We start from the raw sequence: 20,665 nt of genomic DNA on the forward strand, positions 1-20,665 counted from the left end.
CTTACTTCTTGAGGCCGGGGGCCGGAGTCGCCGTGGTGCCCGGCGCGCTGACCTTGGGCGCGCCCTCGCCACGGACATTGGCCATGCCGCCCTGAGCCGCCTGCTGCTCGGTCAGGACCGGCTCGTTCTCGGCCTTCTGCGCGCCGGCATCGGCGGCCTCGGCGGCAGCCTTGTCAGGCGCGGCACCCGCGGTCGATTCGGCCGGCGCGGCCGGCATCGGCAGCGGCGCGGGGCTCTGCTGGTTGAGATAGGCGATGACGTTCGCCCGGTCCTCGGGATTGCTGAGGCCAGCGAAGGTCATCTTGGTGCCCGGTGCGAACTTCTTCGGGTTGGCCAGCCACTCGCTCAGGTTGGCGAAGTTCCAGGTGCCGCCCTTGCCCGACAGCGCGTCGGACCAGGCGAAGCCGCGACCCTGGCCGACCGGCTCGCCGAGCACGTGGTAGAGGTTCGGACCCAGGCCGTTGGCCCCACCCTGGTCGGCGTTGTGGCACGCCTGGCACTTCTTGAAGACTTCGGCGCCCTTCGCCGGATCGGCGCTGGCAAGGTAGAATTCGATCGGCTTTTCGGCCTCGGCGCCGCCGGCACCTTCCTCGACCACGCCCTCGATCGGATAGCCCATCTTCTCGGGCCGCTCCGCCTTGAAGTAGGTGCCCGCCGCCAAGGTCCCGCCAAGCGCGACGATGCCCGCGAACAGCACCCAGCCGGCGATCGTGTTGTTATTGTCCTTCATGGATGTCTGCAGGTCCGATGGATCGAGAAAACTGGCGCTCCTTTAGGGGCAGGCCATTTGCCTTTCAAGCGGCCAGCCAGTGCGCGAGGAGGCTGTGGGCAATGGCGAAGGGCGGCGGCGCAACGAAGCTCGCCGCGTCCTCGCCGGCGAGCGCGGCCGCGACGTCGTCGCGGGTAAACCAGCGCGCGTCCTCGAGTTCGGTCGTGTCGACCACCAGCGCGGGATCATCGACCAGCGCGGTGCACGCGACCATCAGCGACGAGGGGAAGGGCCAGGGCTGGCTGCCGACATAGCGGACCGAATGCGCCCGCACCCCCGCTTCCTCGAACAATTCGCGCGCGACCGCCGCCTCGAGGCTTTCGCCGACCTCGACGAAGCCGGCCAGCGCCGAATAGCGCTGCGGCGGAAAGCGCGGCTGGCGGCCGAGCAGCACCCGCCCCTCGTGCTCGGCGAGCATGATCACGACCGGATCGACCCGCGGAAAATGCTCGGTCCCGCAGCGGGTGCAGCGACGACCCCAGCCGCCGCGATGAATCTCGCTCGGCGCGCCGCACGAAGCGCAGAAGCCGTGGCGGCGATGCCAGGACGCGAGGCTGGTCGCCGCCGCGAAGACCGGCGCCTCCGTGGCCGAGAGATGACCGAGCAGATTGAATTGCGCGCGCAGGTCGCCGGCCTCGGGGCCGATCACCGAGAAGCGGGGCTCGTCGCCGTCGAGGCCGAGGAACAGTTCGGGGTCGGTGACCGGACCCCAGCGCAAGCGTCCCTGCTCGTCGATCGCGGGCAGGCCGAACTCCCATTCGAGCTGGCGCGCCGTCGGCGAGGCCGCGAGCGCCGCAATCTCGTCGGGCTGGCCGCGCAGGGCGTCGGCGCGGTCGAGGCCGGGTCCGGCGAAGAAGATGTCAGGCGGCAAGTTTGGGCTCCCGTTCGGCGGCAAGGGCGGCCTCGGCGGCCTTGCGGTAAAGGGTCGGCAGTCCCGCGGCGGCGAGATCGGCGATCGGCTGCCACCAGCCTTCCCCAGCCGGCGGATCGCCCTGCGGCACGAGGTGCAGGTCGAGGCTGAAATGCGTGAAGCCGTGACGGTGGATGGCGAGCGCGTTGACCTGCGGGCGATCGTCGGTCCATTCGGGGCCCGGAAGCGAGGCCATGCCGCCGAGCAGTCCCTCGGCCGGCCGGCGCACCAGCCAGACCTCGTCGCCGCGCCGGATCCACCAGGCGACGCCATGGCGATGCGGCCGCTCCTTCTTCACCTTGGGCGCGGGAAAGGCCTCGGGGGTACCGAGCGCGGCGGCGCGACAATCGGCGGCGAGCGGGCAGCGATCGCAGGCCGGCCTCTTCGGCCGGCAGATGCTCGCGCCGAGATCCATCAGCGCCTGCGCGAAGTCGCCGTGGCGGCCGGCGGGGAACCAGGTCCTGGCCGCCGCCGGCACATCGGCGCGCTTCGCAAGACCGAACACGCGCGCGACAACGCGCTCGACGTTGGTGTCGACCGGAACCGCATCCTCCCCGAACGCGATCGCCGCCACTGCCGCCGCCGTATAGGCACCGAGGCCCGGCAGCTTGCGCAACTCGCTTTCGGTTGCGGGAAAACGGCCGCGCTCGGCTACGGCGCGCGCGCAGGCGATCAGGTTGCGGGCTCGGGCATAATAGCCGAGCCCCGCCCACTCGCCGAGGATCTCCTCCTCGGGCGCGGCGGCGAGCGCCTGAACCGTGGGCCAGCGCTCAAGGAAGCGGCGGAAACGCGGGGTCACGGTCGCGACGGTGGTCTGCTGAAGCATCACTTCGCTCAGCCAAGTGCGATAGGGATCGCGCGTCGCCAGCCGCCACGGCAGGTCGCGGGCATTCGCCGCATAGTGATCGAGAAGCTTCGCTGCCGCGGTAGCGTCCATGCCGCGCCTATGGCATGACCCGCGCCCATGTCGAACAAAAAGCCTGCCGCGAAAGACGCGACGCGCCGCGCCAAGCCGGCGGAAGCGCCGCGGCAGGGTCGCGCGCGCAAGGCGGGCGACCTCGCGATCGACATCGGCGGGATGGCCTTCAAGCGCTTCGGCTTCGTCCAGGGCGCGGTGGTCGCGCGCTGGAAGGAAATCGTCGGCGATCGCTACGCCAAGGTCTCGACCCCCGAATCGATCCGCTTTCCCGCGGGCAAGAAGAGCGGCGGCACGCTGACGCTGGCGGTCGAGGGTGCCCAGGCGCCCTTGCTCCAGCATCTCGCGCCGATGATCATGGAGCGGGTCAATCGCTTCTTCGGCTACGAGGCGGTGGTAAAGGTCGTCTTCCGGCACGGCGCAAGATCGACCGCCTTGCCCAAGCTTGATCGCCCCCGGCCCGCCCCGGTCCCGCGCGCCCTCGGCGACGGCCTGCGCGAGATCGCCGATCCCGAATTGCGCACCGTGCTCGAAAGCCTTGCCGGCAAGATCGCCGCGGCCGAAGGGCCGCCGAGGATCGTCGCCGCCCCATTCAAATTGACGCCATCGACCAAACGGAGTGACCAGGACGTATGAAAAAGCTCTCCCTCGCCGTTGCCGCCAGCCTGCTCGTGCTCGGCGCCTCGGCATGCAAGAAGGAGCCGACCGCGGCCAATGACAGCCCGTCCGCGGCGCCGGTCCAGGCCCCGAACGGCGACTGGACCAAGCTCGTCAGCCAGACCAGCGAAGGCGGGATGCTGATGGGCAATCCGCAGGCCAAGGTGAAGATCGTCGAGTTCGGCTCGATGAGCTGCTCGCACTGCGCCGAATTCTCGAAGGAAGGCGAGCCCAAGCTCGTCGAGAATTACGTCAAGACCGGCAATGTCAGCTTCGAATTCCGCAACTTCGTGCGCGATCCGCTCGACATCACCGCCTCGCTCATCACCCGCTGCGCGGGCGCGACGCCGCAGTTCTTCGACCTGACGCAGGGCATCTACGCCGACCAGAAGAGCTTCTTCGACCGGCTCCAGGCCGTGCCGCAGCAGGAACTCGCGGGCCTTCAGGGCATGACCCCGGTCCAGCAGTTCACCAAGATGGCGGGCTATACGGGGCTGCAGGAATGGGCGGCGCAGCGCGGGCTTCCGTCGGGCAAGACCGGCCAGTGCCTGACGAACCAGGCCGAGATCGATCGCCTGGTCCAGATGGTGAGCGACGCCTCGAGCCAGTATCAGATCGAAGGCACGCCGACCTTCCTGCTGAACGGCGAGGTCGTGAACATCACCGCCGGCACCCCGACCTGGGACCAGCTCGAAGGGGCGATCAAGAAGGCGCTCTGATTTTCGAGGAGCGCGTTCGCATTCCGGGGGGAGTGACGCCAACGTGCGGTTTCGCCGCCTCAAGCTGACCGGCTTCAAGAGCTTCGTCGAACCGGCCGATCTTCGGATCGAGCCGGGGCTGACGGGTATCGTCGGGCCGAACGGTTGCGGCAAGTCGAACCTGCTCGAAGCGCTTCGCTGGGTGATGGGCGAGGGCAGCCCCAAGTCCCTGCGTGGCGGGGGCATGGAGGACGTCATCTTCGCCGGCACCGCCCAGCGGCCCGCGCGCGACTTCGCCGAGGTCTCGCTGCTGGTCGAGGACGAGGCCGAGGAGAGCGAGGTCACGCGGCGGATCGAGCGCGGCGCGGGCTCGGCCTACCGGATCGACGGGCGCGACGTCCGCCAGAAGGACGTGTCGCTGCTGTTCGCCGATGCGGCGACTGGCGCGCATTCGCCTGCGCTCGTCAGCCAGGGGCGGATCGGCGCGCTCATCTCCGCGCGGCCGGCGGAGCGCCGGCAGATGCTCGAGGAAGCGGCAGGGATCGCCGGCCTGCATGTTCGCCGCAAGGACGCCGAACAGAAGCTCCGCGCGACCGAGGCTAACCTCCAGCGGCTCGACGAACTGCTCGGCGACCAGGAAGTGCGTGCCGCCGCCCTCAAGCGACAGGCGCGCGCAGCGGAACGCTACCGGGCGCTGACCGACCGGATCCGGCTGGCGGAAGGACGGCTGATCTACCGGCGGTGGGCCGAGGCCGATGCCGCTGCCCGCGCCGCCAGCGCCGAAGCCGATTCGGCGATGCGGGCGGTGGAAGCCTGCGGCGAGCGGCTCGGCCGGGCGCAGGAAGCGCAAGGCACTGCCTCGGCGCTGGTCGCCGATCGTCGCAAGGCCGCCGCCCGGGCGCGTGAGGAAGGACAGGAGCTGGCTCACCGGCTCGCCACCTGCCGCGCCGCGCTCGACACCGCACGGCGGCGGCTGGTCGAGCTCGACCGGCTCGGCGAATCGCTCCGGACCGAGCGCGAGCGCGAGCAGGCGCTGAGCGTCGATGCCGAGCAGGCGGTCGGCGCGCTCGCCGCCGAGATCCTGGCGATTGGCCAACGGCTCGGCGAGTCCGAGGCACGGCAGGACCAGCTCGTGCGCGCGCTGGCCAAGGCCGAGGAAGAGAATCGATCGGCTGAGGCGGCGCTAGCGGGGCTGCTGACGCGCGAAGCAGCGCTCAAGGCCGAACGGCAGGTCGCCCTTGCCGCGCTCACCGCCGCCCGCGCGCAGGCCGCGCGGCTCGAAACCGAATTGCAGTCGCTCGACCGGGGCATGGCCGAGCTTGCCTCGGAAGACGCTCTCCGGGCGGCGCGCGACGCGGCGGCGGCTCGAGCCGAAAAAGGGGTGACGGCGGCAGGCGCGGCCGAACGGGCGATCGCGGCGGCCGAGGAGGAGCGCGTGGCGGCCGCGGCGGAACGCGAGCAGGCCGACCTTGCACTGTCGCAGGCGCGTTCGCTCGAGGCGGCCCATGCAAGTGAGATCAAGGCGCTCGGGCAGGCGCTGCGGACCACGGCGGGACGCGGGGTGCTCGACCTGCTGACCGTCGAGCCGGGCTATGAGAAGGCGCTCGCGGCCGCGCTCGGCGATGATCTGGGGGCCCCGCTCGGCGGTGACGGCGAGCGCGGCTGGGGCGGCGCGGCCCGTGATGAAGCGGATCCGCCGCTCGGGAGCGGGCTGGTCGCGCTGGCCGACCATGTCGAGGGCCCACCCGAACTCGCCCGTCGCCTCGCGCAGGTCGGCGTGGCCGATGAGGACATCGGCCAGTCGCTGGCGGTGGGGCAGCGGTTGGTGACGAAGGACGGACGACTGCGGCGGTGGGATGGCTTCGTCAGCCGCGGCAATGGTGCCGCGGCCGCCGAGCGGCTTGTCCGGGCCAATCGCCTCGCCGCCCTCGAAGCCGCCTTGCCCGGGCTGGTCGCGAGCCGCGAGGCGGCGGCGGCGGCGCAGGCAATGGCCTCAGAGAAGCTCGGGCATGCCGGGCGGGCGCTCGAGTCGGCGAAGGCTTCCCTGGCCGCCGCCGAGGTCGCCGCGCGGCAGGCCCGGCGCGAGGAAGACACGGCAAGCGCGGCGCTCGAGCGCCAGCAGCAACAGGCACAGTCGCTCGAACGGAGGAAGGCCGAGCTAGCGCCGGTCCACGCCTCGGCGCGGGACGCGGTGGTCCAGGCCGAAACCGCGATCGCGGCGCTTCCGGCTGAGGATGCGTTATCCGCTGCGCTCGCCGAGGCCCGCGCATTCGCGGCCGAACGGGGCCGGCTGCTGGCCGAACGACGCGCCGACCTCGCCACCGCCGCGCGCACCGCGACCAGCGACCGCGAGCGGCAGCTTGCGGCGGCGCGCGAGCAGTCGGCGTGGGAGGAACGAGCCAAGGCGGCGGCGCAGCGGATCGACGATACGCAAGTCCGGGCCGAGCGCGTCGCGCAGGAGAAGGAGGCTTTGGTCGGCGAGCCCGAGCGGCTGACGGGCGAGGTCGCCAAGGTCGAGCAGGCAGTGCGCGGCTCAGGCGCCCTCCTCTCGTCCGCCCTGGCCGCCGAACGCGAAGCCGAGCAGGCGCTCGCCGACATCGCCGCCGCCTTTGCGCGCGAAAACGAGGCAATGGCGAGCGCGCGCGAGCAGCGGGCCGCGGCCTCGGCGCGCGCCGAAGCGCAGGTCGCGCGGCGGATCGAATATGGCAGGGTCTGCGGCGAGAAGTTCGAATGCCCGCCCCCGCTCCTCCCGGGCAAGCTCGGCTTCGACGCGAACGACCTCGCCGATTCCGCCGAGGAAAGCCTGACGCTCGAGCGGCTGACAGCCGACCGCGAGCGCATCGGGCCCGTCAATCTCGTCGCCGAGCAGGAGCTTGCCGAACTCGAAGGCGCACGGTTGCAGGGCGCGGCCGAGCGCGACGAACTGGCCGAGGCGATCAACCGGCTGCGCGGATCGATCGGAAGCCTCAATCGCGAAGGTCGCGCGCGGCTGCTTTCCGCCTTCGAAGCGGTCGATCGGCACTTCCGAAGCCTCTTCACGACCCTGTTCGACGGCGGGCAGGCGCATCTCGCGCTGATCGACAGCGACGATCCGCTCGAGGCCGGGCTCGAGATCATGGCGCAGCCGCCGGGCAAGCGACTGACCGCCCTTTCGCTATTGTCGGGGGGCGAGCAGGCGCTGACCGCGGTCGCGCTGATCTTCGCCCTCTTCCTGACCAAGCCCTCCCCGATTTGCGTCCTCGACGAAGTCGATGCGCCGCTCGACGACGCCAATGTCGAGCGCTTCTGCGACCTCCTCGTGCGGATGACCGCGGAGACCGACACCCGCTATCTCATCGTCACGCACAATGCGGTGACGATGAGCCGGATGCACCGGCTCTACGGCGTGACCATGGTCGAGCGGGGCGTGAGCCGGATCGTGTCGGTCGATCTTGGCGGCGCCGAGGAACTGCTCGCCGCCGAATAGGCTCAGCGGCAAAATCACTCATTGCTGGCCTTGTGATGAGAGATTCCGAACAAATATTTCCCGTTGTTGCGAATTATTCTCATTAGCTTTAGCAATAGCGAACCGAAACGATCCCGCGTTCTCGAAGGAACAACCCTTGCGTACCCTTGCTCGCGCCCTCGCTGGCGCCACCATTGTCGTCGTGCCAGCCGCCCCTGCCATCGCGGGCGAGGTGATCGTTGGCGCGGCCGAGAATGCCGAACAGCCGACGCAGGTCATCACCGTCACCGGCAAGCGCGAGGAATATGGGGTCAAGTCGACCATCACCGGGACCAAGACCGATACGCCCCTCAAGGACATCCCGCAGGCGATCTCGGTGGTGTCCGAGGCGCAGATCGAGGACCAGGCGCTCCGTTCGGTCGCGGACCTGCTGATGTTCGTGCCGGGTGCGACCCCGGGCACGGGCGAGGCGAATCGCGACCAGCTCACGCTCCGCGGCAACAACACGACCGCCGACTTCTTCGTCGACGGCCTGCGCGACGACGCGCAATATTTCCGCGACTTCTACAATCTCGACCGGGTCGAGGTGCTCAAGGGGCCGAACGCCATGATCTTCGGGCGCGGCGGCGGCGGCGGGATCGTCAATCGCGTGACCAAGCGCGCGACGCTCAAGAACCATCAGCAGTTCATCATCGGCCATGACACCGAGGGTGGCACCCGCCTCACCGCCGACGACAACATCCGGCTGGGCGGCGCGCTGGGCCTGCGCGTCAACGGCGTGTGGGAGCATGGCGACAGCTTCCGCCAGTTCACCAAGGTCAAGCGCTACGGCATCAATCCGACGATCGGCTGGCAGCCGGGCGCCGACACGCGCGTCGACCTCTCCTACGAATATTTCCACGACCGCCGGACGACCGACCGCGGCGTCCCCTCGCGCGCCGGGCGTCCGCTGACCGGCTTCGACAGCGCCTTCTTCGGCGATCCCGCCGACAGCTATTCGGACGCCGATGTCCGGATCGCGACGCTCGCGGTCGAGCAGAAGTTCGGCGAGAACTTGCTGCTCCGCCACCGCTCGCAGTTCGCCGACTACGACAAATTCTATCAGAACATCTTCCCGAGCAGCGCCGTCTCGGCGGCCGGAACGGTGTCGCTTGGCGCCTACAACAGCCGCAACAATCGCAAGAACCTGATCAGCCAGACCGACCTCGTGTGGGACGGTCGGCTCGGCGGGATCGACCAGACCTGGCTCGCCGGGTTCGAGCTCTCCCGCCAGACCAGCCGCAATCACCGGATGAGCGGCACGAGCGCGGGCAGCGTCACCTTGCCGGTGACCACGGTCGACCGGACCATCACCTATTCGACGCTGGCGAGCGATGCCGACAACCGGACCAAGGCCACCGTCGGTGCCGCTTATGTCCAGACGCAGCTTCGACCCACCGACTGGCTGGAGCTGGTCGCTGGTCTGCGCTTCGATCGCTTCCGCCTCTCGGTCGACGACGCGCGGGCGACCGTGCCGACCTTCCGCCGGACCGAGGAGCTGGTCTCGCCGCGCGTCGGCGTGGTGCTGAAGCCGCGCCGCGAACTGTCCTTCTACGGCAGTTTCTCGCGCTCGTTCCTCCCTCAGTCGGGCGACCAGTTCAGCGGGCTGACCTCGATCACGTCGGAGCTCAAGCCCGAGCGGTTCGACAATCTCGAGGCCGGCGCAAAGTGGGAAGTGCTCGACGGCCTGCTGGCGACCGCTGCGGTTTATCAGCTCGACCGGACCAACAGCCAGTATCGCGATCCCGTGACCAACATCGTCTATTTGTCGGGTTCGACCCGCAACCGCGGGCTCGAGATCGGGCTCGAGCGGAGCATTGCGTCGCGGCTGCAGGTGTCGGCCGGCTATGCGCTGCAACACAGCGAGATCCGCAGCGCGGTCAGCAATGCGCCCGCCGGCCGCAAGGTCCCGCTCGTCCCGCGCCACAGCTTCTCCTTCTGGTCGAAGTATCAGGTCAGCAAGCCGTTCGCGGCGGGCCTCGGCCTCCTCGCGCGCTCGAAGAGCTATGCCTCGCTCAACCAGACCGCGACCGTGCTGCCGGGCTATGCGCGGCTCGACGGGGCGCTCTACTACAAGCTGATGCCGGGCGTGGAAGCGCAGCTCAACGTCGAGAACCTCACCAATCGGAGCTATTTCCCGACCGCCCACAACGACAACAATATCGCGCCCGGCGCCCCCCGCACCGCGCGGCTGACGCTCAAGGCCGACTTCTAGGCGGCGGCGAGCTCCTCGCTCCGCGCACGTATCCGGCGGAGGTCCTCGACGAAGCGCGCCCGCTCTTCGCGTCGGCGCTCTTCCTTGGGGATGCGAAGGAGAAAGCTCGGGTGCACCGTCACCCAGCATTCGCTGCCGTCGGCGAGGGTCAGCGGCGCCTCGCGCGCCTTGGTGATGGTTAGCGTCTTGCCGGTGAGCGACCGCGCGGCAGTGGCGCCAAGTGCGACGGTGAGCGGCGGGCGGACGATCGCGCGCTCCTGCTCCTGCCACCAGCGGCAGGCCTCGATCTCGGCGGTGTCGGGCTTGGAGTGGATGCGCTTCTTGCCGCGAAGCACGAATTTGAAGTGCTTGACCGCATTGGTGACGTAGGTGGTGGAGCGCTCGATCCCCGCCTTCTCAAGCGCCGCGTCGAACAATTGTCCTGCCGGGCCGACGAACGGCCGGCCGGCCAGATCCTCCTGGTCGCCAGGCTGCTCTCCGACGAAGAAGATGCGCGCGTCGAGTGGCCCTTCGCCGAACACCGTCTGCGTGCCGCAGCGGAAAAGGTCGCAGCGAGTGCAGCTCATCGCTTCCTGCCGCAGCGCCGCCCAGGCTCCCTCGATGTTGCCGCCGGTCCGCGGCGCCGCCTGTGCCTTTTCGATCATCTCCAGCTCCCGTGCCCGCGCACCCGCGATCAGGGGGGCAACGAGCGCGGTCTCGGGCATGTTGCGCCAATATTTCTTGGGCATCTCCTTGAGCATCGCCTTCACCTTGAGGCGCGCAGGATTGAAGATGTTGGCGTAATAGGTCCGCCACGTCTCCTCGAGCGGATCGCCGTCGGGCGCATCGGCCCGAGTCGCGCCCGGCCCCTCGGTCAGGCTCTCGGTCGCGGGATCCCAGTGGATCGAGAGTTCCGGCGTCAGGATCGACCAGCGCATGGTCGTGAAGCGGCGCACGAAGAAGCCCGCTTCACGCCGGACGATGTGGTGGTCGGGCTCGAAGAAGGCGACGAAGCGGGTGCCGTCCCCTTCCTCCACTTCGCGGAAGCGGACGAAGGCATGCATCTTGTGCGCGTCGCGGTGGACTTCCTTGGCCAGTTTCTCGAGCCGGTCGACCAGCGGATCGGCGCGGTCCTCGAGCGCTCTGCGATTGGCCTTGAGCTTCCACAACAGGCTGTAGAGCAGGGCGAAGCGCTGCGGCTCGGAATGACAAATGGCGGCTTTGGCGAGGTCGATGAAGGGCTTGGGCACCGAGAACATCGGTTCGCCGCCGGCGGCCGGGGGCACCGCGCCCTCGCTGCCGAACAGTTCGCCATCGTCACCGGCGACCTGCCAGACGACACTCATCGGCGGAACGCCGGCAAGCACCAGCTCGCGCGCCGCCTCGCGCCACCCGTCGAAGTCGTCGGGCTGGTCGAGCGTGATCTTGAGCGGGTCGATCTGCGGCCCGTCGGGAAGCAGCACGCCGGCCTTGCCGCCGAGCCCGAGCCGGCTGTCGAACAGGTCGGCGGAATTGCCGAACCGACCGTTCGCGTCACTCATGCCGCGAACAGTTCGAGCTGGCTCTTCTCGGGCTTGATCCAGCGCTTGAGGTCGGCACGGTCGGTGAGCAGGGTCGGGCGCCAGTCGCTGGTCACGATGAAGGGGCGGATCTTCGCGACGCTGACGGTCAGTCGCGCAACGTCGTCGAGCGAGAAGGTGCGGAAGCGGCGCGAGCGAAGGATGCGATCGACCGCTTTCGTGCCGAGGCCCGGCACGCGCAGCAATTGTTCGCGGCTAGCGCGATTGACGTCGACCGGGAAATACTCCCGGAACTTGAGCGCCCAGGCGAGCTTGGGATCGATGTCGAGCGGCAGCATCCCGTCTGGCTCGGCGGCACTGACCACTTCCTCCGGCTTGAAGCCATAGAAGCGCATCAGCCAATCCGACTGGTAGAGCCGGTGCTCGCGCATCAGCGGGGGGCGCTGAAGCGGGAGCACGGCGCTGGCGTCGGGAATCGGCGAGAAGGCCGAATAATAGACGCGGCGCAGGCTGAAGCGGTCGTAGAGCGTGCTTGCCTTGACGACGATGTCGCTGTCGGTCGCGGCATCTGCTCCGACGATCATCTGCGTCGACTGCCCCGCAGGAGCGAAGCTCGGGGCCGACTTATACTTTTTCTTGGCGTCCCGGCCGTCCTCGATCGCGCCCTTCATGCCGAGCATCGCACCCTCGATCTGGCCCGCGCTCTTTTCGGGCGCGAGCCGCTTGAGGCCGGGCACGGTGGGCAGCTCGACGTTGATCGACACGCGGTCGGCATAAAGCCCAGCCATCCGAACGAGCTCGGGATCGGCGTCGGGGATAGTCTTCAGGTGAATGTAGCCGCGGAAGTCGTGATCCTCGCGCAAGGACCGCGCGACCTCGACCAGCTGCTCCATCGTGTAATTCGATGACTTGATGATGCCCGAGGAGAGAAACAGACCCTCGATGTAATTGCGCTTGTAGAAGGCGAGGGTGAGCTGGACGACCTCTTGCGCGGTGAAGCGCGCGCGGCGGACGTTCGAGCTCTTCCGGTTGATGCAATAATGGCAGTTGAACACGCAGCTGTTGGTCAGCAGGATCTTCAGCAGGCTGATGCAGCGACCATCGGGCGCATAGGCGTGACAGATGCCCGACCCCTCGGTCGAACCGAGCCCCTTCCCGCCCGCGCTGTTACGCTTGGACGTCCCGCTCGACGCGCAACTGGCGTCATATTTTGCGGCGTCCGCGAGGATCGCCAGCTTCTCGCGGGTGTCGAGTTGCGCCATGTGTTCGGTATATGTTCCCGGTCCGCGATTGCAAGCTTTTCCGGTCTTTCCTTGGGCTTAGGTCAGATTGGGAGCTTGGCGCGCGCCTTGTGCGCGAGGTCGCCGACGGGGACGTCGTTCAGCACCCGGAAGCGCGCCTCGATCAGGCAGTAAAGGCCGAACAGGAGAAGGCCCGCGGCGACGATCGTGTCCCAAGGCGAGGTCAGCCAGTCGAGCGCTTCGGCCATTCCGCCGGCTTCGGTCGAGCGCTCCTTCAGCCCGGCGCCGACCAGGAATCCGCCGGTGATGAGGAAGACGAGACCGCGTGCCGCAAACCCGCCCTGCCCGATCCAGCGCGCCCACGGCTGGCGGGCGACGCCGGGTTCGAGATGCTGGAGGAAGTCGGCCTTCCAGGCTTTCACCAGCTGCGCGACCCCGACCCCGAGCAGCACGAGGCCCGCGAGTTCGAGGGCGAATTGTCCCATGGGAAGCTGCAGCGCCGTCTTTGCGCCCTCTTCGGCGCCGCTGCCTCCGCTACCGGTCGACGAGCGCGTGCCCTGCAGCAAGCTGATCGCCTGCCAGGCGAGAAGCAGGTGGACGATGCCGCTTACCGCCGCGCCGATCCGCTCGCGCATCCCCCGCCCGTCGGACGAGTGACGCTCGATGTTGAACGCAGCGTCGCTCAACCGCCAAAGCCCGTAAGCGAGAAAGCCCGCGATCATCAGGATGAGAAGCATTCGGCCGCCACCCTCGGCGACCACCCCGAGCGCGCCGCTCGGATCCTCGGTCCGGCCGGTCTGCAGGACCAGTATCCCGATGACGAGGTAAAGGAGGCCACGCGCTGCGAACCCCAGGCGGGTCAGCAGGGTCATGGCAGCGCTGGGGTCGGTTCGCATCGGGTCAGGTCTCCTCGCGAGGCCTAACCCGTGTCGCGCCCGCCACGTTCCGCCGCTGTCACGGCGAATCGGCGCCGAGGTCTTACTGACCCGGCGCGGTGTCGGCGGCTTCCTGCTCGTTGCGCTCGGCGACGCCCTGCTGGATTTCCTTCAGCCCGCAACCGATGTTGCCGCCGGGGCCGACGCCCGAGCAGGTGCCGGGGCCGGTCTGGCCGATCGTGGCGAGCTGCTTGGAGCGGACCTGCCAGCTCTGGCTGAGCTGCGGCGGTCCGCTCGGCCGCAAGGCCTCGGGCAGGCGATAGCGATCCTTTTCGGGGCGGCGGGCGCAGACCACGACGCTGTCGTCGGTGGCGCGGGGGCAAGGGTCGTTGCCGTAGACGATGATTTCCCTGGTGCGCTGCTGGGCCTGCTGCGCGCCGGCGGGCAGTGCGGCGGCGAGACCGGCACCGGTAAGGGCGGTCAGGGCGATGAACATGCGGGTCTTCATTCTACTCGTCCTTTCAGGCGCTTCAGCGCTTGGGGCCGCGCGGCGTTCCGCGACTAGACCTTCTTGGAGACCGCAATGGCGGCCTTGCAGATGGCGCGAATGGCAAAGCTCAGCACCGGATAGGCGGGCGTTTCGAGCGCGCCATGCTCGCGCGCGGTGTCGCGGTGCTCGAGCTCCTCGGCCTGGAACTGACGGATGTCGGCGCTGAGCTCGGGGTCGCGGTCACGCAGTTCCTCGAGTTGCTCGGCGTAATGGAGGTCGATCTCGGTCTCGACGGCCTCGGTGCAGGCCATGGCGGCCTTTTCGCTGATCAGCGCGGTCACGGCGCCGAGCGCGAAGCCGCCGACGTGCCAGAGCGGTTGGAGCAGCGTCGGGCGGACCCGGCGCTCGGCCAGCAGCTGATTGAAGCGGGCGAGGTGGCGGTCTTCCTGCGCCGCCATGTGCGTCACCAGATGCGCCGCGCGCGAGCCGCCGCGAAGCACCGCCAGCTGTCCGGCATAGATACGGGTCGCGCCGTATTCGCCGGCATGGTCGACCCGAAGCATCGAGTGCAGGTCGGGCTGCCGGTCACCCGGCTTCGACCCCCGGTTCAGTGCTTGGTCGACGCCAGCCACGCAATCACTCCTGCGAAAGAAAGGGAAAGAAGGGCATTCCAACCCGCGAGCGAAATGCCAAGGAGCGACCACTGGACCTGGTCGCAGCGGACCAGGGGGGTGGCGAGGATCGACTTGAGAAGCTCGTCCCCGGTCGCGCCCAACGAGCCGGTGGAACAGGCCGTCAGCCCCTGCCACCAGCCATATTCCACGCCGGCGTGGAAGACACCGATCGCGCCGCTCGCCGCGATCGCCAAGGCGGCGATCAGCACCGCGGGGCGGGCCTGACGCGACGCGCCGAACGACAAGGCGGCAAAGCCCAACGCGACGAGGTGCGGCCAGCGTTGCCACATGCACATCTCGCACGGGATCAGGCCGCCGATCAGCTGCGACCCGAGCGCACCCAGCAGCAAGGCGCCCGGCACCGCGACCGCCAGCCATTGCGCAAGCCGAAGGCGCCCATCCGATCGCGCCATCGCCATCGAGCCCGTCCGCGCGTCCATCAGCCGGCCTTGCCGACCGCCGGACCGCTCGCGAGGCGGCGCAGCGCCTTCACCGCATAGTCGAGCTGGAAGTCCTTGATGCCCTTCTTCTCGAGCTCGGCGGCGGTCATGTCGAACCGCGGATCGACCGTGACGTCCTTCTCGAGGAGCTTGTCGTCGACCTTGTTCTGGCTGATCAAGTGACGCCGAAGGTCGGCCTCGCGGACAGTCGGGCGATCCTTGTAGTCGGGGTCGCTGAGCTGCGGCACGACGATGTCCGGATCGATCCCGCCCGCCTGCACCGAACGACCCGAGGGCGTGTAATAGCGCGCGGTGGTGAGCCGTAGCGCACTGGTCTGGTCGAGCTGGATGACGGTCTGGACCGAGCCCTTGCCGAAGCTGCGTTCACCCATGACGAGCGCCCGGCGCTGGTCCTGAAGCGCGCCGGCGACGATCTCGGCAGCGCTCGCCGAGCCTGCGTCGACCAGCACGATCAGCGGCTTGCCCCCGGTGAGATCGCCCGGACGGGCATAGAAGCGTTCGATGTCGCCCTTCGCCCGGCCGCGCTCGCTGACGATCTCGCCGCGCTCGAGGAAGGCGTCGCTGACGGCGACCGCCTGGTCGAGCAGGCCGCCCGGGTTACTGCGCAGGTCGATGATGTAGCCGACCGGCTTGGCCGCGCCGGCGGCCTTGTCCATCGCGGTCAGCGCGGCGGCGACCTGCTCGCCGACATTGGCCGAGAACTGATTGATGTTGAGGACGCCGACGCCGTCCTTGATCTCCCACTTGACCGGGCGAAGCTCGATCCGCTCGCGCTTCAGGGTCACGTCGAAGGGCTTGTCGCGGCCCGGGCGGACGATGGTCAGCTTGATCGCGCTCCCCGGAGGGCCGCGCATCTTCTCGACCGCCTGGTCGAGGTCGAGACCATAGAGCAGTTCGCCGTCGAGATGGGTGATGTAGTCGCCCGCCTTGATGCCCGCGCGGTCGGCCGGCGTGTCCTCGGTCGGGGAGATTACCTTGACGGTGCCGTCCTCCTGCGTGACCGAGAGGCCGAGGCCACCGTAATTTCCGTCGGTGGTCGTCTTCAGCTGCTGGAAGTCCGAGGCCTCGAGATAGCTGCTGTGCGGATCGAGGCTGGCGAGCATGCCGTCGATCGCACCCTTGATGAGCTGATGATCGTCGACCTTGTCGACGTAGTTCGCGCGCACCCGCTCGAACACCCCCATGAAGGTTTCGAGCTCCTTGTAGGTGTCGGCGTCGGCCGCAGCCACGGTGGCGGTGGTGAGCGGAACGAGGGCCAGGGCGCCGAGGAGGGCGACGGGCGGGAGGAGCTTGCGGATCATGGACTCGCTTCTAGCCATTTACCCGCCCACTTAACAGCTAGCCTGATGAACGGGCGATGAGGGCCGCGGGCTCCGCCTTACCGTCGCGGAACAGTTCGGCGGTGACGGGGCCGAGGGCCCGGCCGACGGGGTCGCCGGCGGCGATCCGGTCGCCGACGCGGAGGCTTGGACGGACGTTGCCGAGCAGCGTCACCCAGCCCCCGCCATGGTCGATGATGACCAGCCCCGGACGCCGACGGAAGGGTCCGGCGAAGACGATCCTGCCGGCGGCCGGCGCCACCACCTGCGTCCCAGTCACGGCGGCGATCGTCACGCCGCGGGCGCGGACACCGTTGCTCATCAGCTCGCCGAGACCGGCGGTCACGGCGCCGCCCGCGGGCACCTGCCAGGCGATCGGCGGAACAGGTGCGCCGCCTTCCGGCGCGGTCGGGCGCGGCGCCGACGGAGGCAGTTTGGCGAGCACGGCCGCCTGCTTGAGCGCCGCGCGGCGCTGCTCGGCTTCGCCCTGTAGCGAAGCGGTCCGCTCGCTGCGGTCAAGAACCTGGTCGGCGGCGACGAACGCCTGCGCGCCCTTTTGGCTTGCCAATGCGAGCGCGGCCTTTTCCTTGTCGGCGAAGCGCTGCTGCGCCTCCGCCGCCGCGAGCCGGTCGCGTCCGAGCTGGGCTTGGAGATCGCGCTGGCGCCGTTCGAGCGTGGCGAGGGTGGCGAGCTGGCCCTTGAGCGTCGACGAGCGTCGCTCGACCTCGGGTCCGACCGTCCGCGCCAGCGCCGCGAGCCGAACCTGCTGCTCGGCATTGCCCGCCCCGACCAGCGAAAGCCACGCCGGCTTGCGGCCCGCTTCGGCGAGGCCCGCGAGCAAGGCGCTCGCCGGGCGCCGCGCCGCCGCTAGCTGCGCGGCAAGGCCCTCTCGGCGGCGCTGCAAGGCCGCGAGCTCGGCTTCGCCCGCGGCAATCCTGGCCTCGGTCGCGATCAGCGCCTGACCGGCGGCCGCGCTGTCGGCCGCGGCGCGCTCGGCCTGCGACTTGGCGCCCTGCGCCTCACGCTCCAGCCGTTGCTGCTCGGCCACCGCTGCCTGCGCTTCACGGGCCGCGACCGCGACCGGGTCGCTCGCCGAGACGAGCCAGGGAGTGCAGGCGATCAGGAACAGCCGGCGGCGCATGGCCTAGCCTTGCCGATGGTAAGGGTGCCCGGCAAGCCAGCTCGTCGCGCGATACAATTGCTCGGCGAGCATGGCGCGGGCCATCATGTGCGGCCAGGTGGCGGGACCGAAGCTGAGGAGCAGGTCCGCGCGGCCGCGCTCCTCGTCCGAGTGGCCGTCGGCAGCGCCGATCAGGAAGCGGCACTCGCGCATACCCTGCTCGCGCCAGGCCTGCATCCGTTCGGCGAAGTCGGACGAGGCGAGCGCCTTGCCGCGCTCGTCGAGGAGCACGGTTACCGCCGGCGTGAGCGGCGCCGGCACCGTTCCGCCGCGATCAGGCAGTTCGGTGATCTTTGCCGGCCAGGTCAGCCGCTTCAGGTAACGGTCGGTGAGCTCCGCCTCGGGCGAACGGCCGATCTTGCCGCGCGCAATGATGTGCAGGAGCAACTCAGCCCGCCGCGGCCGCCTTCTCGTCCCCGAACGCCCACATGCGCTCGAGATTGTAGAAGCTGCGAACCTCGGGGCGGAAGAGGTGGACGATGACGTCGTCGGCGTCGATCAGCACCCAGTCGGCGGTCGGCAGGCCTTCGATCCGGACCAGCTTGCCGTGATCCTGCTTGAGGCGGTCGGCGAGCTTGGCCGCCATGCTCGCCACCTGCCGGGTCGACCGACCCGAGGCGATGACCATGTGGTCGGCGATGCTCGACTTGCCGGCAAGCGGGATGGAGACGATGTCGAGGGCCTGATCGTCGTCGAGGCTGCGCATCACCGCGGCGTGAATGTCATCGACGGAAGCCGGGGCGCGGGCGCCGGCCAGCTCAGGGGTGTCGGCCAAGGTCTCTCCTGTTTTCTTCATTTGGGTCAACGCACGACTGCCCGCTCGTGTGCCGAGCGAGGGATTCGTGCCAATGGGGGTTGGCGGCGCGGAGCTGCGTAGCGGACGTCCGGTCGGGCGGAAGCCTCAGGAAGACGATCGCAGGGGCACTCCAACGCGTCCAATGCTTCTGCTGGCTCCGGGGCCGGACGAAGCGCCTGAGCCAGCTCGCGACGCGGGCCGTGCGAGCATCGTCATCATACCCGGGACGGCTTAATACGGCAATCGGCACGATATGGGCCAGCCGCCGCCAGCCTTTCCACTGATGGAATTGCGCCACAGTGTCCTCGCCCATCAGCCAGATGAAGCGGTCGCGCGGGTAGCGCCGGACGATCGCGGCGAGGGTGTCGACGGTGTAGACCGTGCCGAGGCGGCGCTCGATGTCGCTGACCTCGATGATCGAGCGGCGCGCCATATTTTCGGCAGAGGCGAAGCGTGCCTCGAACGGTGCCATGCCCGCCTTGGGCTTGAGCGGATTGCCGGGCGAGACCAGCCACCATACGGCGTCGAGGTCGAGCGCCTTGGCGGCAGCAAGGCTCATCGCCCGGTGCGCGCGATGCGCCGGGTTGAAGCTTCCGCCGAGAAGACCGATGCGCCGTGTCACGCCGACGGGGCTAGCAGGGCCGCTCGGCCTCTGCCAATCTGGCGACGGCCAGGGGGAAGGCATGAACGCGTTCGAGCGCACATTGACGGGACAAGGCGGGGCGTCGTGCCTCAATTGCGGGGCAGCCCTGACCGGAGCTTTCTGCGCGTCGTGCGGGCAGAAGGCACGGGTCAATCGCTCGCTCGCCGCCTTCTTCAGCGATCTCGTCGCCGGCCTGTTCAACTTCGAAAGCCGTTTCTGGCGGACGCTGCCGATGCTCGCCTGGTGCCCGGGCGACCTTACCCGCCGCTATGTCGAGGGTCAGCGCGCCCGCTTCATCTCGCCGATCGCCCTTTACCTCTTCAGCGTCTTCCTGATGTTCGCGGCCCTGAGCGCGACGACCGGTTCGACCGGCGGCACCGCGGGGCCGATCCGAATCAACGGCGACGTCGATCGGTCGATCGCCAAGACGAAGACGAACATCGAAAATCTCGAGAAGCAGCGACAGGCCGCGGCCCAGGCCGGGACGGCAACGGCCTCACTCGATCGGAAGATCAGCGGCGAGAAGGAGGATCTTGCTCGGCTAGAGGGCTATAAGCGCGACGGCATTTCGGGCAGCATCACCACGAACAGCGAGGGGGCGCCCCCGTGGCTCGTCAAGGTGATCCGCAAGGTCGAGAGCAATCCGCGCGAAGCCATGAGCCATGTGCAGGAGGCAGCGTCCAAATACAGCTGGGCGCTCATTCCGCTGTCGCTTCCCTTCATGTTCCTGCTGTTTCCGCTCCGGCCCAAGCACGTGTTCGATCACGCCGTGTTCGTGACCTATTCGCTGTCCTTCATGATGCTCCTGATCCTTTCAGGGAGCTTGCTGGTGATGGCGGGGATGGGCGGGTGGGTCGCGTTGCTCGCGCTGCTGGTTCCGGTCCACATGTATCGCCAGTTGAAGGGCGCCTACCGGCTGCGCTGGTGGAGCGCTGCGCTGCGAACCTTCGTGCTCCTCAATTTCGCCTCACTCGCGCTTGGCCTGTTCGGAGTCATCGTCGCAGCGCTGGGCCTGATCGACTAGCTCAGGGACAGGGGTAATGCTTGCGCAGGTAGACGCGCATGCCGTCGGTGGTCGTGGCCGACTTCGGCTGGCCCGCGGAGATCACCCGCAATTCCTTGAGCAACTGCTGCGGATTGAGCTTCAGGTTCGATCCCGCCGGGGGGCAGTAGGTCGGTTTCTTCCCGACCTTCTGCGCCCGCAGCCGCTCCTCGCGCAGCTTGTTGACCGCCGCGGTGAGTTCGGTCTGGAGTTCCTTGATCTCACCCTGGTGCAACAGGGCAAGCGGCCCCAGCCCCTCGAGCTTGTTGCCGCGCTCGACGAACTGTTGAAGCGGCATCGTTTGCGCGCTTGCGGCGCTCGCCAGGAACAGGGCCGCAAGCAGCCCGCACGAATGCCTGATCATTCAAACCCCCAGTTTGTTCGGAAAGGAACGGTGCCTAGCGCTTGCAGGGATATTTGCGCTGCAGGACGACGAGCATCGCGGCCTTGAGGCTCATCCGCTCGCGCTGCGCCTGCGGAATCTGCCGAAGCGCCTTGATGAATTCCATGTTGCCGAGGTCGGCCCGCGGCTTCGGGCTGCAATAAAGGATCGGCCTGCCCCCCTTCTCGGCGGCGACACGATCGGCCTGGATGCTTTCGCCCGCGGCCGTGCCCTCGCGCTGCAGACGCTTGTAATCGCCGTCGACCAGCGCAAGCGGACCCTTGCCCATGAGCCGCTCGGCCCGCTGAAGGAAGTTCTGGGCGGTCCCGGGCGCCGCGGCGGCGGAAGGGACGGCGGCGGAAAGGGCAAGGAGCCCGAAAACGACAAAGGGACGCATACCCGAAGACATGCGCC

Annotated in this window: 21 protein-coding genes; 5 read left to right on the forward strand and 16 right to left on the reverse strand. The window is 68.8% G+C overall.

All coding sequences use genetic code 11. The features are described 5' to 3' along the window. Position 1: 1 nt before the first annotated feature. The 3 genes from ABD693_RS06420 to ABD693_RS06430 all read right to left on the reverse strand — a co-directional run bounded on the left by ABD693_RS06420 (position 2) and on the right by ABD693_RS06430 (position 2,616). Entirely contained in the window at positions 2-730 is a 729-nt protein-coding gene (locus ABD693_RS06420) for a c-type cytochrome (protein ID WP_344696195.1), read from the reverse strand. A gap of 64 nt (positions 731-794) precedes the next feature. Then, positions 795-1,640 carry an NAD(+) diphosphatase gene (gene nudC / locus ABD693_RS06425; RefSeq protein ID WP_344696196.1) on the reverse strand — a complete coding sequence of 282 codons (846 nt, stop codon included), beginning with the start codon at positions 1,638-1,640 and terminating at the stop codon, positions 795-797. Further along, complete coding sequence (locus tag ABD693_RS06430) at positions 1,630-2,616, reverse strand: A/G-specific adenine glycosylase (protein ID WP_344696197.1); 987 nt, start codon at positions 2,614-2,616, stop codon at positions 1,630-1,632. The genes nudC and ABD693_RS06430 overlap by 11 nt, the downstream gene beginning before the upstream one ends. A 27-nt stretch (positions 2,617-2,643) precedes the next feature. On the opposite strand from ABD693_RS06430, the gene ABD693_RS06435 reads away from it, so the two are divergent. From ABD693_RS06435 to ABD693_RS06450, 4 genes are all read left to right on the forward strand, one after another. Further along, a complete protein-coding gene (locus tag ABD693_RS06435) occupies positions 2,644-3,231 on the forward strand; it encodes a DUF721 domain-containing protein (RefSeq protein ID WP_344696198.1) in 588 nt (195 codons plus the stop codon). Further along, positions 3,228-3,971: a DsbA family protein gene (locus ABD693_RS06440; protein ID WP_344696199.1), complete on the forward strand. Its 744-nt coding sequence runs from the start codon at positions 3,228-3,230 to the stop codon at positions 3,969-3,971. The genes ABD693_RS06435 and ABD693_RS06440 overlap by 4 nt, the downstream gene beginning before the upstream one ends. Before the next feature lie 43 nt (positions 3,972-4,014). Next, positions 4,015-7,416 (forward strand): chromosome segregation protein SMC, encoded by a 3,402-nt coding sequence (gene smc, locus ABD693_RS06445; protein WP_344696200.1) that lies wholly within the window; start codon positions 4,015-4,017, stop codon positions 7,414-7,416. A 136-nt stretch (positions 7,417-7,552) separates the two neighbouring features. After that, entirely contained in the window at positions 7,553-9,649 is a 2,097-nt protein-coding gene (locus tag ABD693_RS06450) for a TonB-dependent receptor (RefSeq protein ID WP_344696201.1), read from the forward strand. Here the strand turns inward: ABD693_RS06450 and ABD693_RS06455 are convergent. From ABD693_RS06455 to ABD693_RS06505, 11 genes are all read right to left on the reverse strand, one after another. Further along, entirely contained in the window at positions 9,646-11,169 is a 1,524-nt protein-coding gene (locus tag ABD693_RS06455; protein WP_344696202.1) for a UdgX family uracil-DNA binding protein, read from the reverse strand. The genes ABD693_RS06450 and ABD693_RS06455 overlap by 4 nt on opposite strands. Continuing rightward, positions 11,166-12,410, reverse strand: a complete 1,245-nt coding sequence (locus tag ABD693_RS06460) for a putative DNA modification/repair radical SAM protein (RefSeq protein ID WP_344696203.1) — start codon at positions 12,408-12,410, stop codon at positions 11,166-11,168. The genes ABD693_RS06455 and ABD693_RS06460 overlap by 4 nt, the downstream gene beginning before the upstream one ends. A gap of 62 nt (positions 12,411-12,472) precedes the next feature. After that, positions 12,473-13,285 carry a DUF1206 domain-containing protein gene (locus tag ABD693_RS06465; RefSeq protein WP_344696204.1) on the reverse strand — a complete coding sequence of 271 codons (813 nt, stop codon included), beginning with the start codon at positions 13,283-13,285 and terminating at the stop codon, positions 12,473-12,475. An 82-nt stretch (positions 13,286-13,367) separates the two neighbouring features. Next, the gene (locus ABD693_RS06470; protein ID WP_344696205.1) at positions 13,368-13,772 is read right to left on the reverse strand and encodes a hypothetical protein; all 405 of its coding nucleotides are present in this window, start codon (positions 13,770-13,772) and stop codon (positions 13,368-13,370) included. 53 nt (positions 13,773-13,825) lie between these two features. Further along, the gene (locus tag ABD693_RS06475) at positions 13,826-14,317 is read right to left on the reverse strand and encodes a demethoxyubiquinone hydroxylase family protein (RefSeq protein WP_344697583.1); all 492 of its coding nucleotides are present in this window, start codon (positions 14,315-14,317) and stop codon (positions 13,826-13,828) included. A gap of 44 nt (positions 14,318-14,361) precedes the next feature. Then, positions 14,362-14,868 carry a disulfide bond formation protein B gene (locus ABD693_RS06480; RefSeq protein WP_344696206.1) on the reverse strand — a complete coding sequence of 169 codons (507 nt, stop codon included), beginning with the start codon at positions 14,866-14,868 and terminating at the stop codon, positions 14,362-14,364. Then, the gene (locus ABD693_RS06485; RefSeq protein ID WP_344696207.1) at positions 14,868-16,190 is read right to left on the reverse strand and encodes a S41 family peptidase; all 1,323 of its coding nucleotides are present in this window, start codon (positions 16,188-16,190) and stop codon (positions 14,868-14,870) included. Before ABD693_RS06485 ends, ABD693_RS06480 begins: the two co-directional genes overlap by 1 nt. A gap of 37 nt (positions 16,191-16,227) precedes the next feature. Further along, a complete protein-coding gene (locus tag ABD693_RS06490; RefSeq protein ID WP_344696208.1) occupies positions 16,228-17,349 on the reverse strand; it encodes a murein hydrolase activator EnvC family protein in 1,122 nt (373 codons plus the stop codon). Positions 17,350-17,352: 3 nt separating this feature from the next. Further along, positions 17,353-17,775, reverse strand: a complete 423-nt coding sequence (locus ABD693_RS06495; RefSeq protein WP_344696209.1) for a 23S rRNA (pseudouridine(1915)-N(3))-methyltransferase RlmH — start codon at positions 17,773-17,775, stop codon at positions 17,353-17,355. A gap of 1 nt (position 17,776) precedes the next feature. Further along, the gene (gene rsfS, locus ABD693_RS06500; protein WP_344697584.1) at positions 17,777-18,145 is read right to left on the reverse strand and encodes a ribosome silencing factor; all 369 of its coding nucleotides are present in this window, start codon (positions 18,143-18,145) and stop codon (positions 17,777-17,779) included. Position 18,146: 1 nt separating this feature from the next. Continuing rightward, entirely contained in the window at positions 18,147-18,743 is a 597-nt protein-coding gene (locus tag ABD693_RS06505; RefSeq protein ID WP_425567263.1) for a nicotinate-nucleotide adenylyltransferase, read from the reverse strand. A 124-nt stretch (positions 18,744-18,867) separates the two neighbouring features. On the opposite strand from ABD693_RS06505, the gene ABD693_RS06510 reads away from it, so the two are divergent. Then, on the forward strand, positions 18,868-19,851 hold the full coding sequence (locus tag ABD693_RS06510; protein ID WP_344696211.1) for a DUF3667 domain-containing protein: 984 nt from the start codon (positions 18,868-18,870) through the stop codon (positions 19,849-19,851). Between the two features lies 1 nt (position 19,852). Here ABD693_RS06510 and ABD693_RS06515 read toward each other — a convergent pair whose 3' ends face one another. Further along, positions 19,853-20,233 (reverse strand): hypothetical protein, encoded by a 381-nt coding sequence (locus tag ABD693_RS06515; RefSeq protein ID WP_344696212.1) that lies wholly within the window; start codon positions 20,231-20,233, stop codon positions 19,853-19,855. 34 nt (positions 20,234-20,267) lie between these two features. After that, entirely contained in the window at positions 20,268-20,648 is a 381-nt protein-coding gene (locus ABD693_RS06520; RefSeq protein WP_344696214.1) for a hypothetical protein, read from the reverse strand. Positions 20,649-20,665: the final 17 nt, after the last annotated feature.

This window comes from Sphingomonas rosea (assembly GCF_039538065.1).
Lineage (GTDB): Bacteria > Pseudomonadota > Alphaproteobacteria > Sphingomonadales > Sphingomonadaceae > Sphingomicrobium > Sphingomicrobium rosea.

Bases quoted from the DNA above. Each gene is read 5' to 3' on its own strand.
- ABD693_RS06470 (WP_344696205.1), bottom strand. From the start codon at position 13,772: ATGAAGACCCGCATGTTCATCGCCCTGACCGCCCTTACCGGTGCCGGT.
- ABD693_RS06420 (WP_344696195.1), bottom strand. From the start codon at position 730: ATGAAGGACAATAACAACACGATCGCCGGCTGGGTGCTGTTCGCGGGC.
- ABD693_RS06455 (WP_344696202.1), bottom strand. From the start codon at position 11,169: ATGAGTGACGCGAACGGTCGGTTCGGCAATTCCGCCGACCTGTTCGAC.
- ABD693_RS06505 (WP_425567263.1), bottom strand. From the start codon at position 18,743: ATGAGCCTTGCTGCCGCCAAGGCGCTCGACCTCGACGCCGTATGGTGG.
- ABD693_RS06440 (WP_344696199.1), top strand. From the start codon at position 3,228: ATGAAAAAGCTCTCCCTCGCCGTTGCCGCCAGCCTGCTCGTGCTCGGC.
- ABD693_RS06430 (WP_344696197.1), bottom strand. From the start codon at position 2,616: ATGGACGCTACCGCGGCAGCGAAGCTTCTCGATCACTATGCGGCGAAT.
- ABD693_RS06460 (WP_344696203.1), bottom strand. From the start codon at position 12,410: ATGGCGCAACTCGACACCCGCGAGAAGCTGGCGATCCTCGCGGACGCC.
- ABD693_RS06475 (WP_344697583.1), bottom strand. From the start codon at position 14,317: ATGCTTCGGGTCGACCATGCCGGCGAATACGGCGCGACCCGTATCTAT.
- ABD693_RS06520 (WP_344696214.1), bottom strand. From the start codon at position 20,648: ATGCGTCCCTTTGTCGTTTTCGGGCTCCTTGCCCTTTCCGCCGCCGTC.
- ABD693_RS06480 (WP_344696206.1), bottom strand. From the start codon at position 14,868: ATGGACGCGCGGACGGGCTCGATGGCGATGGCGCGATCGGATGGGCGC.
- ABD693_RS06510 (WP_344696211.1), top strand. From the start codon at position 18,868: ATGAACGCGTTCGAGCGCACATTGACGGGACAAGGCGGGGCGTCGTGC.
- ABD693_RS06490 (WP_344696208.1), bottom strand. From the start codon at position 17,349: ATGCGCCGCCGGCTGTTCCTGATCGCCTGCACTCCCTGGCTCGTCTCG.
- ABD693_RS06515 (WP_344696212.1), bottom strand. From the start codon at position 20,233: ATGATCAGGCATTCGTGCGGGCTGCTTGCGGCCCTGTTCCTGGCGAGC.
- ABD693_RS06465 (WP_344696204.1), bottom strand. From the start codon at position 13,285: ATGCGAACCGACCCCAGCGCTGCCATGACCCTGCTGACCCGCCTGGGG.
- ABD693_RS06485 (WP_344696207.1), bottom strand. From the start codon at position 16,190: ATGATCCGCAAGCTCCTCCCGCCCGTCGCCCTCCTCGGCGCCCTGGCC.
- ABD693_RS06435 (WP_344696198.1), top strand. From the start codon at position 2,644: ATGTCGAACAAAAAGCCTGCCGCGAAAGACGCGACGCGCCGCGCCAAG.